Genomic DNA, 13,421 nt, shown 5'->3' on the forward strand with positions numbered 1-13,421 from the left:
CTGCTGGTCATGACGCCCTCGGCCGCCACCCCCGCCTACCGTCGCCTCAGCGTCGAGGAGCGCCGCACCCAGCTCCTCAACGCCGCCCTCACCCTCTTCGCCCACCGCACCCCCGAGGATGTGTCCCTGGACGACGTGGCGGAGGCGGCCGGCGTCTCCCGCCCCCTGGTGTACCGCTACTTCCCCGGCGGCAAGCAGCAGCTCTACGAGGCCGCCCTGCGCTCCGCCGCCGAGGAACTCCGGCACTGCTTCGACGAACCCCGCGACGGCCCCCTCCTCCCCCGCCTCGCCCGCGCCCTCGACCGCTACCTCACCTTCGTCGACGAGCACGACACCGGATTCAGCGCCCTGCTCCAGGGCGGCAGCGTCGTGGAGACCTCCCGCACCACGGCCATAGTGGACGGAGTGCGCCGCGCCGCGGCCGAGCACATCCTCAGCCACCTGGACGTCACCGACCCCGGCCGCCACCTCCGTATGACCGTCCGGATGTGGATCACGGCGGTCGAGGCGGCCTCCCTGATCTGGCTGGACGAGGGCAAGCAGCCTCCGAGGGACGACCTACGGGACTGGCTGGTCGAACAGTTCGAGGCCACGCTCGCCGTCACGGCGGCCCGAGACCCCCAGACGGCCGCCCTGGCCCAGCGGCTCACGGCCGACGAGTGACACTGTTGCGGTGAAGAGCGAAGACACCCCCTTCGAGGGCGGCCCCATGGACGGCCGCGTCCTGCCGGTCCTGCTGGGCATCACCGGCCACCCGCCCAAGACGTACCGCATCCCGGTCCCCGACCCGCACGGCGGCCCGCCCACGGTCCTCGTCTACCGCCGCGTCCCCCGCAAGCAGGGCCCCCGCACCGGCCTCACCCAGCGCTGGAAGTACGAGTACGACCCCGAGGGCAGGCACGCCCGCCGCCTGAACTGGCCGTGGTCCAAACCGGACACCACGCCGGACGCCACGCCGCCTGGCAAGCCGCACGACCCGGACGAGTGACGCGACTGCGCCGAACCGCGCACACCTACCGCGCGAACCCGCCCCCTCCGACACATGCTCACGATGCGGAGCAAAGCGCCCCGCATCGGAGGTGATGACATGTCAGGAAGGCTTCTGCGTCTGGCGTGTACGGCGGCAGCCGCCACACTCCTCGCGCCCGCCCCCGCGACGGCGGCCCCCACGGCGCCCGCGGTCCCCGTTCCCCTCAAACCCCAAAGCCGGTCCACGGCAGAGCTGCTGACAGACCTTCAGCGCCTGTACCGACAGGCCGAACAGGCCACGGAGACCTACAACGCCACCGAGGAGAAGCTGAAGAAGCAGCGCACCGAGGTGACCCGCCTGGACACCGCCCTGACCCGCGCCCGGCTCTCCCTGCACGACAGCCGCGGTGCCGCCGGCCGCCTGGCCCGCCAGCAGTACCAGAACTCCACCGACATCTCGCCGTACGTACGCCTGCTCCTGGCCCAGGACCCCCAGCACGCCCTCGACCAGGGCCATGTCATCGGCCGACTGGCACGCGAGCGCGCGGCGACGGTCGGCCGTCTGACCGGCACCGAACGCAAGGCCGCCGAGCTGGCCCGCAAGGCCCGCAAGGCCCTGGACACCCAACTCGCCCTCGCGGAACGCCAGAAGAAGAACCGGGACGCCGTACACCAGCGCCTCAAGGGGGTGGAGGAACTCCTCGCCTCCCTGACCGCCGAACAGCTCACCGCGCTGGCCGAACTGGAGAAGAAGGACACCGCGAAGGCCCAGCGGGCGTTCCTGGCCTCGGGCGCCCTCGCACACGACGACCACAAGCCGTCCCGCGAGAGCGCCCGGGCGATCCGCTACGCCAAGAGACAGCTCGGGAAGCCGTACAAGTGGGGTGCGGAGGGCCCGAAGTCCTACGACTGCTCAGGGCTGACGTCCAAGGCCTGGGCCCACGCGGGCACCCGCATCCCCCGTACCAGCCAGGAGCAGTGGGCGAAGCTCAAGCGCGTTCCGCTCACCGAACTGCGCCCCGGCGACCTGGTCGTCTACTTCCCGGACGCCACCCACGTGGCCCTGTACCTGGGCAAGGGCAAGGTGGTCCAGGCCCCGCGGACCGGAGAGAAGATCAAGATCTCCCCGATCGCGTCGAACCCGGTCCTGGGGGCCGTACGCCCGGAGGTCAGGCCCCGGAAACCTCAGCGAGATACGCCGCGGTCTTCTCGGGCTCATAAAAGAAGTTCTCGAAGTCAGCAGGATCGTTGAAGCCGTTCGCGAAGCGATCGGCCACGGGCGGCAGCTGACCGGCCGCCCCGATCAGGCCCAGGATGTGCTCCGGCGGCGGCGCCAGCATGGCGTTGGTCCACTTGGTGACATGCTGCGCGGTGGCCCAGTACCGGTCGAACGTGGCCCGCATCCAGTCCTCGTCGAACTCCTTGTCCCCGTGCTCCAGGATCGAGGCGAGGTAGGCGGCCGCGCACTTGGCGGCCGAGTTGGAGCCCTGGCCGGTGATGGGGTCGTTGGCCACGACGACGTCCGCCACGCCCAGCACGAGACCGCCGCCGGGCAGCCGCCCCACCGGGTTGCGCACCGTCGGCGCGTACCGCCCGCTGAGCACACCGCCGGCGTCGGTGAGCTCGACCTCCCTCGCCCGGGCGTACTCCCACGGCGTGTACTTCTCCATGAGTCCCAGGGTCAGCGAGAGGTGCTCCGCCGGGTCCTTCACCCCGTCGAAGACGTCGAGCGGGCCGCCGGGTATGCCCTCCCAGAACAGGATGTCGGCGCGCCCGGAGGTGGTCAGACACGGCATGACGAACAGCTCGCCGACGCCGGGGACGAGATTGCAGCGGACGGCCTCGGTGTCCGGGTGCTCCGGACGCGGGCCCATTCCGTGGACGTACGACACGGCCAGCGCCCGCTGCGGCTCGCTGTACGGGGAACGCTCCGGGTCCCGGCCGAACATCTGGACCAGCTCACCCTTGCCCGCCGACACCAGCACCAGGTCGTAGGTACGCGAGAAGTAGTCGAGGTCGCCGACCGCCGCGCCGTGGATGACGAGCTGTCCGCCGCGCTGGGCGAACGTCTCCATCCAGCCGGCCATCTTCACCCGCTGGTCCACGGACTGCGCGAACCCGTCGAGGTGGCCCAGCCAGTCGATGGCGCGCGCCGCGGGGCCCTCGCCCCAGGAGCCGGGGCCCGCCACCGAGACGCCGAGCCCCTCGATCTTCGGGGCCTGGGACTCCCAGAAGTTCAGCTGGAGATCGCGCTCGTGCTGCAGGGCGGTGTGGAACATGCACTGCGTGGACATGACCCGGCCGGTGCGGATCTCGTCCGCCGTCCGGTTGGACATCAGGGTGACCTCGTACCCGTTCGACTGGAGTCCGAGGGCGAGCTGGAGTCCGGACTGGCCGGCTCCGACGACGAGTATCTTCCGCATGCGGGGGTGTTCTCCTACTCGGGGGTGACGTCCAGTGCGTGGCCGACGAGGGACAGCAGGGTCTCGATCACCGAGATCCGCCGCCGCGCATCCATGATCATTACAGGTATGTGCGCGGGGATCGTCAACGCCTCTCGCACGTCCTCCGGTTCGAAGCGCTCACTGCCGTCGAAGTGGTTGACCGCGACCACGTAGGGCAGCCCACAGCTCTCGAAGTAGTCCAGCGCGGGAAAGCTGTCCTTCAGCCGCCGGGTGTCCGCGAGGACGACCGCACCGATCGCGCCCCGCACGATGTCGTCCCACATGAACCAGAACCGCTGCTGGCCCGGCGTGCCGAACAGATAGAGCACCAGGTCGTCGTCGAGCGTGATGCGGCCGAAGTCCATGGCCACGGTGGTGGTCAGCTTGCCGGGCGTCGAGGTGAGGTCGTCGGTGTCCTCGCTCGCCTCGGTCATCAGCGCCTCGGTCTGCAGGGGCGTGATCTCCGAGACGGCGGTGACCAGCGTGGTCTTGCCGACCCCGAAGCCACCCGCCACCACTATCTTCGTGGCGATGGGCGCCCGGGTGCGGTCCGTCTGCCAGGACTTCAGGTCCTCGTTGGTGTCTTCAGAGACGACGGAGTCCACTCAGCACCCTTTCGAGCAGAGCGCGGTCCGGACGGCCGGTGCCGTGACCGGTGCCGGTGCCGTACACACGGATCTTTCCCTGGTCCGCGAGGTCGCTGAGCAGCACGCGGACCACACCGAGCGGCATCTTCAGCAGCGCGGCGATCTCGGCCACCGTGCGCATACGGCGGCACAGTTCGACGATGGCCCGCATCTCCGGCATCACCCGGGTGGTGAGGGAACCATTCGTCAGTTCCTTGCGCTCCTCGGGGGCCGCCAGCGCTGCCGTGCTGCCGACGATCGTCTCGACGAGCAGGACGTGGCCGAAGCGGGTACGGCCGCCGGTGAGCGAGTAGGGGCGTACGCGGGCGGGCCTGCGGTCGCCGCCGCGGACGGGGAGCTGGGGCCTGTTCTGCGGTTTCTTCGGGGCGTTGCTCATCGGGTACTCCCTGCCGACGCGGCCTCGAGGGACTTCCGTAGCTCGCTGCGGAGCTCTGGGGTGAGGACGTGGCCGGCGCGGCCGACGAAGAGCGCCATATGGTACGCCACGACGCTCATGTCGCAGTCCGCGGAGCCGTGCACACCGAGCAGCGAGCCGTCGCTGATGGACATCACGAACAGGCTGCCCTCGTCCATCGCGACCATCGTGTGCTTCACGCCGCCGAACTCCATCAGCCTGGCGGCGCCGATGGTGAGGCTGCCGATGCCGGAGACGACGGTGGCGAGGTCGGCGGAGGAGCCGCGGGGTCCGGTGGGCCGGTCGCCCTTCGGCTCGCGGGCTTCCTCGTTGCGTGCCTGATCGGAGGAGAGGAGGAGCAGGCCGTCGGAGGAGACGACGGCGACCGACTGGATGCCCGGCACCTCCTCGACCAGATTCGTCAGCAACCAGTGCAGGTTGCGGGCTTCACTGCTCAGTCCGAAGGTACTGGGCGCGGTCAACTGCTTGCCTCCTCGACTGTGCCCCCCGTGGCTGCTTCGGATTCCGTGCTCGGTGTCTGGTTCTGGCCGGTCTGCTCGGCGATCTCCGCCTGTACGTCGCGGTGGCCGGCCTCCGCGCCGCGACGGAAGCCGCCGAGCCTTCTGCGGAGGGCTTCGGCGTCCACGCCGGTGGTCTGCCGGCGCGGGGCCTGGGCGGGTGCGGTGATCTTCGGGGTGCGCTTGGGCAGGCCCTTGTCGGTGAGCTGCTCCTCGTCCGGGGCACGGGTGTGCTCCGCCTCGGCTTCGCCTTCGGCGGGACTGTTCCCACCCGCACCGCCCGTGCGACTTTCGTCGTCGGGTGCGGGTGGCCCCTGTGGGGCGTCCCCGCCGTCGGCGGCCGCGGGTCCGTCGCTCGACTGCGCCGGAATCGCGGCCATCGGCTTCGCCGGGATTTCCACCGGCGGCTGCGTCGGGGTCTCCGTCGGTTGCGCCGGGGCCTCCGTCGTCGGCTGCGCCGGGGCTCCCACCGACGGCTGCGCCGGGACCTCCGTCCTCGGCTGCACCGGGGCCCCCACCTCCGGCTGCGCCGGGACCTCCGTCCTCGGCTGCACCGGGGCCCCCACCTCCGGCTGCGCCGAGGCCTCCGTCCTCGGCTGCACCGGGGCCCCCACCGACGGCTGTGCCGAGGCTTCCGTCGACGGCTGCGTCGGGGCCTCCGTCGTCGGCTGGGTCGGGAGTAGCAGTTCCATGGTCGTCTCGGCGGGATGCTCGCGCTCCTGCTCCGGCTCGGCCCCGGTCTCCTCCACGGCCTTCTCCGCCAGCTCCACCAGCGGGTCGGCGTTCTTCGCGCGGCCGCGCAGGACGTTGGAGTTGGCCTCCGCGTCGGCGCCGGGCAGGGAGAAGGCGTGGTGCGGGGCGTCCGCGGGGACCGCTGCGGTGGGGGCCGGTGCCAACAGGCCCTTGGGCAGGACCGCGACCGCGGCGATGCCGCCCTGCTTCTGATCGCGGAGCTGGACGCGGATGCCGTGGCGGTGGGCGAGACGGGCGACGACGTAGAGGCCGAGGCCCAGACCGTCGTCGCCCTCCTGGTCGTAGGAGGCCTCGGGGTCGAAGTCGGCGAGGCGGGCGTTGAGGCGGGTCAGGCGCTCGCCGGTCATCCCGATGCCCTCGTCCTGCACGGAGAGCATCACCTCGCCGTTCTCCAGCAGCCAGCCGGAGACCTCGACGGGCAGGTCGGGCGGGGAGAACGACGTCGCGTTCTCCATCAGCTCGGCCAGGAGGTGGGAGAGGTCGTCGGCCGCGAAGCCCGCCACCTGCGCGTGCGGCGGCAACGCGGCGATGCGCACGCGCTCGTACCGCTCGATCTCGCTGACCGCCGCGCGGACGACGTCGACGAGCGGGACCGGTCCCGCGTGCTGCTGGACATGCTCGGTGCCGGCCAGCACGAGGAGGTTCTCGCTGTGGCGGCGCATGACCGTGGCGAAGTGGTCGAGCTTGAAGAGGGTCGCGAGGCGCTCGGGGTCCTGTTCGCGCTCTTCCAGGGCCTCGATGACACCGAGCTGCCGCTCGACCAGGCCCAGGGTGCGCAGGGCGAGGTTGACGAAGGTGCTGCCGATGCTGTCGCGCAGTCGCTCCAGCTGGGCGGCGGACTCGGCGAGTTCGGTGCGCAGCCCCTCGCGGGCGTCGGCCATCTTCTGGCGCTGCCCGACCAGGTGCTTGCGGTCGGACTCCAGGGTGGTGATGCGCTCGTGGAGGGCGACGGCGTGGGCGTGCAGGGCGTTGACGGAGTCCACGACCTGGGCGAACTCGTCCTTGCGGCCGGTGAACCTGACGGGCTCCTCGGCCGCCGGGTCCTCGGCCCGGGCGAGCCGCGCGGAACCGAGGCGGAGGACGGCGAGGGGGCGGGTGAGGCTGCGGGCCATGCCGGTGGCGACGCCGACGGCGAGCAGCATCAGGGCGCCGAGGATCGCGATGCGGATCTCCAGCGCGGTGACGTCGTCGTCGCGGAGCTGCTCCAGGGCCTTGGTGCGGCGGTCGTAGAGGGCGGACTCGGCGCCGCGCATCAGGTCGACGCGGGCGGAGAGGGCGGCCTCGGCGCGCTCGGTGTCGGTGGCCAGGTCCCGGTCGGAGAGCGTGGCCTGGTCGGTGAGGGAGGTCAGGTACCGCTCGGCGGTGTCGACCTCGGGGCCGGTGACCGTGGAGTCGTAGGAGGTCCGCGCGGACTTGGGCGCGGTGTCGCGGAAGTCGGCGAGTGCGGCGTCGGAGCGCACCCGGGCCTGCTGGGCGGCGGCGCTGAGCGCGGCGCGCTGCTTGGCGTCGGCGTCCGAGGAGGTCTCCTGGGTCGACGCGATGCCGGTGATCGGGTCGATGACGGTCTCGGTGGTGGTCGGCACGCTGAGCGCGGCGAGCAGCAGCCCGCGGGCGGCGGCGGCCTGCTGGACGGCGGTGTCCAGCTCGGCCAGCGCGTGGGCGCCGGCGCCCGCGCGGGGCGGCAGCTGCTCGGCCAGCCGCTCGGCGAGCCGGTGCAGTTCGGTGATGGCGGCGGAGTAGGCGTCGTGCGACTGCAGCGCCGTGCTCTTGCCGGTGAGCGCCGCCCTGCGCAGGGCGGCGATGCCGTCGAGGTCGTCGCGCAGCGAGGCGGGGGTGTCGGTGTCGGCGCGCAGTTCCTCGACCTGTCGGTCGACGCGGGTGCTGCGCTGTTCGCTGGGCGCCTTGGACCTGGGGCGGCCGGCGGCGACGTAGGAGGTGACCTCGTCGCGCTCGTCGGCCAGGGAGTGGGCGAGGGTGAGCGCGTTCTCGGTCTGTTCGGCGAGGGTCACCAACTGCTGCGCGTCGTGCAGTTGCCCGGAGGCGGCGACGACCGAGGGGACACCGGCGCCCGCGATGGCGGCGGCGACCACCGCCACGGCCACGATCAGCCGGTTGCGTACGTGGGTCGGGCGCCCCTTGCCCGCGGGTGTGGTGTCGGGGGCGGTGCCGGGAGTGGGCTGGGCGCCCCCTGCGGAGGCCGTCTTCTTGCCTGAGCGACGTGGCCGCATCTTCTGCACCGGTGCTCGCATTCCTGACTCGTGATACCCATGGTCCGGATGACGCCCCGTCAACTTCCGTCGACGGTACGCACACCCCTCCCCCAAGCTCTCGACTTGGCTCGAGCAGGGGGTGCCCTCACCGGTCCCCGACCCTCCCAGTGCCGGTGGGCAACGGTCGCGCATCACCCGACCCGCCACCCGAAGGAGTGAACCCCGGAGGGGAGTTGGCGGGCAAGTTCCTCCGGCGCCCGCACATGCCTTGCGCGGCGGGCCGGTTGGACGTCTGCGGCGGGCGATGGCAATATTCGCCGCCACGCCCGTCCGGAGCCTGCCATTCCACCTCAAATCAGGCGCCTGACCTGCGCGGCCGTACCGATTGGGCGACCGATGCGGCCCCTTCGCGAACTGTGTGAAGGGCTCGTGCAGACTGGCCGGATGCGAACAGAGCTTGTTTCGGAGCCCGGCGATCCGGCCCGCCCCAACGAGGACTTCGCCGGTGTCGGCCTTCCCGCCTCGGGACAGGGCGGCGCGCTGGTGGTCCTGGACGGAGTGACCCCACCGAGGGGCGAGACGGGCTGTCTGCATTCCGTCCACTGGTTCACCGCGCGACTCGGCGGAGCCCTGACCGAACTGACCGTTTCACTCCCCGATGTTCCCCTCTCCGAAGCCCTGGCCCGCGCCATCTCGCGTACCGCTGACGCACACCGGGAAACCTGTGACCTTTCTCACCCACGCACCCCACAGGCAACGGTGGTCCTGGCGCGCTGGTCGGCGCGGTCGGTGGAGTACCTGATCCTCTCGGACTCGACCCTGCTGGCGGAGTCGCCGGACGGCACGGTCACGCCCTACCTGGACGACCGGCTGTCCCGCCTCCCCCGCGCCTCCCTGGCCACGGACGCCGTGATCGACGCCCACGTCCGCAACAAGGAGGGCGGCTTCTTCACGGCGGCCGCGGATCCGTCGGTGGCGGCACGGGCGGTGACGGGGGTGCTGCCGCGCGCCGAGGTGCGGACGCTGACCGCTCTGACGGACGGGGCGACCCGGTGGGTGGAGAAGTTCCGGGAGGGCGACTGGGCCGACTGCTTCACCTTCGTACGCAAGGAGGGCGCGCGGGCGCTGGTGGACCGGGTACGGGAGCTGGAGCTGGCCGACGCGCGGGAGCGGACGTATCTGCGGCGCGGCAAGACGCACGACGATGCGACGGTCGTGCACGTGGAGCTGTGAGCCCAGGCCTGCGGCGGAAGCGGCGTCGTCCGCGCGGGGGACCTCCATCGCCGCCGCCCGGGTTCAGGCGTGGCTCTCGGCGGTGCCGGACGGTCGTACCGGACGCACTCGGACTTTCGCCCGGCAGCCGCCGTCTCCGACACGGGCCCTGAGCCTCTCGCGGGGGCGGCTACTTCTCCATCTCTCGGTTGAGCTGGTTCAGCAGTCGGGCCAGCTCTGCCACCTCGCGCCGGTCCCAGTTCGACATCTGCTCGACGTAGCGGGCCCGTCGGGCCTCCCGGACCTTGGCGACCCGCCGGCGGCCCTCCTGCGTGAGGTGGACCAGCCACGCCCGGCCGTCGGCGGGGTCCGGCTCGCGGGCGACCAGGCCGAGGTCCTCCAGGGCACGCAGCTGGCGGGACATGGTGGCCTTGCCGACGCCGATGTAGGCGGCGAGTTCGGTGGCCCGCAGGCGCCCGGCGTCGTCCAGACGGACCAGCAGGCCGTACGCCGCGGACTCCAGGTCCGGATGGACCTCGCGGGCCATCTCGCCCTGCTTGGCCCGGGCGCGGCGCAACAGCACGGTCAACTCGCGTTCGAGATCGAGGAACTCGGGCTGGTCCAGACCACCACCGGACATCCCGGACCCGCCCCGCCGTCCGTCGCCGTTTCCGTCTTCGTGCACGTCAGCTCTGCCTCGATTTCCCGGTCCGTGAAAGTTTCCGCCGACCACCGTCATTGCCGCAGCTTCGCCAGTATTTCGCAGGCGTAGACCAACGGCAGCCCCCGGACCCCCTTTCACCTGCCCTTCCGGCTGCCCGGCTTCTCTATCAGAAACCGCGCCTGGCATGCCCACGCCCCAGCCTGGACACCCTCTCGTCACAGGACACGCACATTCCCCCACCGAGCGTCACCGCGCCTTCGGAGGCACGCTATGCCCGTGCACAGACCCGAACACCTCCGCCCCCGCCGCCGACCCCTGCTCACCGCCCTCCCGCTCCTCGTCGTCCTGATACTCGCCACCCAGCCCGCCCCCGCGTCCGCCGACGACACCCCGCCGCGCGGCTCGGCCTACATGGGCATGGGCGTCATGGCCCACGACGGCGAGGACGGCCTCCCCGTCTCCGACCTGGCAGCTCAGACGGAAGGCGTCGACGTCTCCAGCCACCAGGGCGACGTCGCCTGGCAGACCCTGTGGGACAGCGGGGTGAAGTGGGCCTATGTGAAGGCCACCGAGGGGACGTACTACACCAACCCGTCCTTCACCCAGCAGTACAACGGCTCCTACGACGTCGGCATGATCCGCGGCGCGTACCACTTCGCGACGCCGGACACCACCGATGGAGCAACCCAGGCGGACTATTTCGTCGACCACGGCGGCGGCTGGTCCCGCGACGGCAAGACGCTGCCCGGCGCCCTCGACATCGAGTGGAACCCGTACGGGGACGCCTGCTACGGCAAGTCGCCGAGCGCGATGGTCACCTGGATCCGCGACTTCCTGAACCGGTACAAGGCCCGCACCGGCCGCGCCCCGGTCATCTACACGGCCACGAACTGGTGGAAGCAGTGCACCGGCAACCACAGCGGCTTCGCCACCACCAACCCGCTGTGGGTCGCCAGGTACGCGGCACAGGTGGGGGAACTGCCGGCCGGCTGGAGCTACTACACGATGTGGCAGTACACGTCCTCCGGACCGACCGTCGGCGACCACAACAAGTTCAACGGCGCCCTCGACAGGGTCGTGGCGCTCGCCAACGGCTAGCGACAGCCAGCACGGCGAGGGCCCGGGCCTCCCTCACGGGACCCGGGCCCTGCCTCTCCGGACGCGTCCGTCACGCCGCGACCGGAACCTCGGGCGCCGCGCCGTCGGTGGCCGGCGTCAGCGCCAGTTCCAGGACCTGGCGGACGTCGGTCACGGCGTGGACGTCGAGCTTGTCCAGCACCTCGGCCGGGACGTCGTCCAGGTCGGGCTCGTTGCGCTTCGGGATGACCACCGTGGTCACCCCGGCGCGGTGCGCGGCGAGCAGCTTCTGCTTCACGCCGCCGATCGGCAGGACCCGGCCGGTCAGCGACACCTCGCCGGTCATCGCCACGTCCGTGCGCACCAGCCGCCCGCTCAGCAGCGACGCCAGTGCCGTCGTCATCGTGACGCCGGCGCTCGGGCCGTCCTTCGGCACCGCGCCCGCCGGGAAGTGGATGTGCACGCCCCGGTCCTTCAGGTCGGCGACCGGCAGCTCCAGTTCGGCGCCGTGCGAGCGCAGGAAGGACAGGGCGATCTGCGCGCTCTCCTTCATCACGTCACCCAGCTGCCCGGTCAGCGTCAGCCCTGCCGCGCCGGTCTCCGGGTCGGCCAGCGACGCCTCCACGAACAGCACGTCACCGCCCGCTCCCGTGACCGCGAGCCCCGTCGCCACGCCGGGCACCGCCGTACGGCGCTCCGCCGGGTCCTGGGCGGACTCGGGCACGTGGTGCGGCCGGCCGATCAGGCCCCGCAGGTCGCCCTCGCCGATCGTGAACGGCAGTTCCCGGTCGCCCAGTTCGTGCTGGGCCGCCACCTTGCGCAGCAGCCGCGCGATGGACCGCTCGAGGTTGCGCACGCCCGCCTCGCGCGTGTACTCGCCGGCGAGCCTGCGCAGCGCGCCGTCGTCGATGGCGACCTCGTCCGTCTTCAGTCCCGCCCGCTCCAGCTGGCGCGGGAGCAGGTGGTCACGGGCGATGACGATCTTCTCGTCCTCGGTGTAGCCGTCGAGCCGGACCAGTTCCATCCGGTCGAGCAGGGCCTCGGGGATGGCCTCCAGAACGTTGGCCGTGGCCAGGAAGACCACGTCCGACAGGTCCAGTTCCACCTCCAGGTAGTGGTCCCGGAAGGTGTGGTTCTGGGCCGGGTCGAGCACCTCCAGCAGAGCGGCCGCCGGGTCGCCCCGGAAGTCGGAGCCCACCTTGTCGATCTCGTCCAGCAGGACGACCGGGTTCATCGAGCCGGCCTCCTTGATGGCACGCACGATCCGGCCGGGCAGCGCGCCGACGTACGTACGCCGGTGACCGCGGATCTCGGCCTCGTCGCGGACGCCGCCGAGGGCGACCCGGACGAACTTGCGCCCCATCGCGTGCGCGACGGACTCCCCGAGCGAGGTCTTGCCGACGCCGGGCGGGCCGACGAGCGCGAGCACGGCACCGCCGCGCCGCCCGCCTACGACACCGAGGCCGCGGTCGGTACGGCGCTTGCGCACCGCCAGGTACTCGGTGATCCGCTCCTTCACGTCCTCCAGACCGGCGTGCTCGGCGTCCAGCACGCCCTTCGCGCCCTGGATGTCGTAGGCGTCCTCGGTCCGCTCGCTCCAGGGCAGTTCGAGCACCGTGTCCAGCCAGGTGCGGATCCACGATCCCTCGGGCGACTGGTCGCTGGACCGCTCCAGCTTGTCGACCTCCTTGAGCGCGGCCTCGCGGACCTTCTCGGGCAGGTCGGCGGCCTCGACCCGGGCGCGGTAGTCGTCCGACTCCTCGCCGTCCTGCTCGCCGTTCAGCTCGCGCAGCTCCTTGCGTACGGCTTCGAGCTGACGGCGCAGCAGGAACTCGCGCTGCTGCTTGTCGACGCCTTCCTGGACGTCCTTGGCGATGGTCTCGGCGACGTCCTGCTCGGCGAGGTGGTCACGCAGCTGCTGGGTGGCGAGCTTCAGCCGGGCCACCGGGTCGGCGGTCTCCAGCAGCTCGACCTTCTGATCGGTGGTCAGGAAGGGCGAGTACCCGGAGTTGTCGGCGAGCTGGGACACATCGTCGATGGCCTGCACGCGATCGACGACCTGCCAGGCGCCGCGCTTGCGCAGCCAGGCGGTGGCGAGGGCCTTGTACTCCTTCACCAGCTCGCCGACCTGTCCGGGCAGCGGCTCGGGCACGCTCTCGTCGATCCGGGTCCCCTCGACCCACAGTGCGGCACCCGGCCCGGTCGTCCCGGCGCCGATCCGCACCCGACCGCGCCCGCGGATCAGGGCCCCGGGGTCGCCGTCGGCCAGCCGGCCGACCTGCTCGACGGTGCCGAGCACACCGGTGCCCGGGTACGTCCCGTCGATGCGCGGCACCAACAGCACCCTGGGCTTTCCGGGTGTGGCCCGGGCGGCGGCCTGGGCGGCCTCCACCGCGGCGCGTACATCGGCGTCGTTCAAGTCCAGCGGGACCACCATCCCGGGCAGCACGACGTCGTCGTCGAGCGGCAGCACGGGCAGGGTGAGCGATGTGGACGTTGAAGCCATGATCTCCCCTTAGGCAGTCAAGTTGAG

Annotated in this window: 12 protein-coding genes; 5 read left to right on the forward strand and 7 right to left on the reverse strand. The window is 71.7% G+C overall.

The window, feature by feature from the left end; all coding sequences use genetic code 11:
• Nucleotides 1–9 precede the first annotated feature (9 nt).
• The 3 genes from IM697_RS37015 to IM697_RS37025 all read left to right on the forward strand — a co-directional run bounded on the left by IM697_RS37015 (nucleotide 10) and on the right by IM697_RS37025 (nucleotide 2,221).
• Nucleotides 10–663: a TetR/AcrR family transcriptional regulator gene (locus IM697_RS37015; RefSeq protein WP_194040729.1), complete on the forward strand. Its 654-nt coding sequence runs from the start codon at nucleotides 10–12 to the stop codon at nucleotides 661–663.
• Between the two features lie 10 nt (nucleotides 664–673).
• Nucleotides 674–988: a hypothetical protein gene (locus IM697_RS37020; RefSeq protein WP_194040731.1), complete on the forward strand. Its 315-nt coding sequence runs from the start codon at nucleotides 674–676 to the stop codon at nucleotides 986–988.
• Nucleotides 989–1,087: 99 nt separating this feature from the next.
• Nucleotides 1,088–2,221, forward strand: a complete 1,134-nt coding sequence (locus tag IM697_RS37025) for a C40 family peptidase (protein WP_194040733.1) — start codon at nucleotides 1,088–1,090, stop codon at nucleotides 2,219–2,221.
• Here IM697_RS37025 and IM697_RS37030 read toward each other — a convergent pair.
• The 5 genes from IM697_RS37030 to IM697_RS37050 are packed head-to-tail and all read right to left on the reverse strand — an operon-like array spanning nucleotide 2,139 to nucleotide 7,962.
• A complete protein-coding gene (locus tag IM697_RS37030) occupies nucleotides 2,139–3,392 on the reverse strand; it encodes a styrene monooxygenase/indole monooxygenase family protein (protein WP_194040735.1) in 1,254 nt (417 codons plus the stop codon). The two genes, IM697_RS37025 and IM697_RS37030, sit on opposite strands and share 83 nt — an antisense overlap.
• A 14-nt stretch (nucleotides 3,393–3,406) precedes the next feature.
• On the reverse strand, nucleotides 3,407–4,018 hold the full coding sequence (locus IM697_RS37035) for a GTP-binding protein (protein ID WP_194040737.1): 612 nt from the start codon (nucleotides 4,016–4,018) through the stop codon (nucleotides 3,407–3,409).
• Entirely contained in the window at nucleotides 3,999–4,436 is a 438-nt protein-coding gene (locus IM697_RS37040; RefSeq protein WP_194040739.1) for a DUF742 domain-containing protein, read from the reverse strand. Before IM697_RS37040 ends, IM697_RS37035 begins: the two co-directional genes overlap by 20 nt.
• Nucleotides 4,433–4,936, reverse strand: coding sequence for a roadblock/LC7 domain-containing protein (locus tag IM697_RS37045; RefSeq protein WP_194040741.1), 504 nt, complete (start codon nucleotides 4,934–4,936; stop codon nucleotides 4,433–4,435). Before IM697_RS37045 ends, IM697_RS37040 begins: the two co-directional genes overlap by 4 nt.
• Nucleotides 4,933–7,962 carry a nitrate- and nitrite sensing domain-containing protein gene (locus IM697_RS37050; RefSeq protein ID WP_228044313.1) on the reverse strand — a complete coding sequence of 1,010 codons (3,030 nt, stop codon included), beginning with the start codon at nucleotides 7,960–7,962 and terminating at the stop codon, nucleotides 4,933–4,935. The genes IM697_RS37045 and IM697_RS37050 overlap by 4 nt, the downstream gene beginning before the upstream one ends.
• A 417-nt stretch (nucleotides 7,963–8,379) precedes the next feature.
• Here IM697_RS37050 and IM697_RS37055 point away from each other — a divergent pair, with 417 nt between their 5' ends.
• Nucleotides 8,380–9,168, forward strand: coding sequence for a protein phosphatase 2C domain-containing protein (locus IM697_RS37055; protein ID WP_194040745.1), 789 nt, complete (start codon nucleotides 8,380–8,382; stop codon nucleotides 9,166–9,168).
• 169 nt (nucleotides 9,169–9,337) lie between these two features.
• Here the strand turns inward: IM697_RS37055 and IM697_RS37060 are convergent, their stop codons facing one another.
• The gene (locus tag IM697_RS37060) at nucleotides 9,338–9,832 is read right to left on the reverse strand and encodes a MarR family winged helix-turn-helix transcriptional regulator (protein ID WP_194040747.1); all 495 of its coding nucleotides are present in this window, start codon (nucleotides 9,830–9,832) and stop codon (nucleotides 9,338–9,340) included.
• 249 nt (nucleotides 9,833–10,081) lie between these two features.
• On the opposite strand from IM697_RS37060, the gene IM697_RS37065 reads away from it, so the two are divergent.
• Complete coding sequence (locus IM697_RS37065; protein WP_194040749.1) at nucleotides 10,082–10,909, forward strand: lysozyme; 828 nt, start codon at nucleotides 10,082–10,084, stop codon at nucleotides 10,907–10,909.
• A gap of 70 nt (nucleotides 10,910–10,979) precedes the next feature.
• Here IM697_RS37065 and lon read toward each other — a convergent pair whose 3' ends face one another.
• Nucleotides 10,980–13,394: an endopeptidase La gene (lon, locus tag IM697_RS37070; protein ID WP_194040751.1), complete on the reverse strand. Its 2,415-nt coding sequence runs from the start codon at nucleotides 13,392–13,394 to the stop codon at nucleotides 10,980–10,982.
• Nucleotides 13,395–13,421 lie beyond the last annotated feature (27 nt).

The sequence above is a fragment of the Streptomyces ferrugineus genome (assembly GCF_015160855.1).
Lineage (GTDB): Bacteria > Actinomycetota > Actinomycetes > Streptomycetales > Streptomycetaceae > Streptomyces > Streptomyces ferrugineus.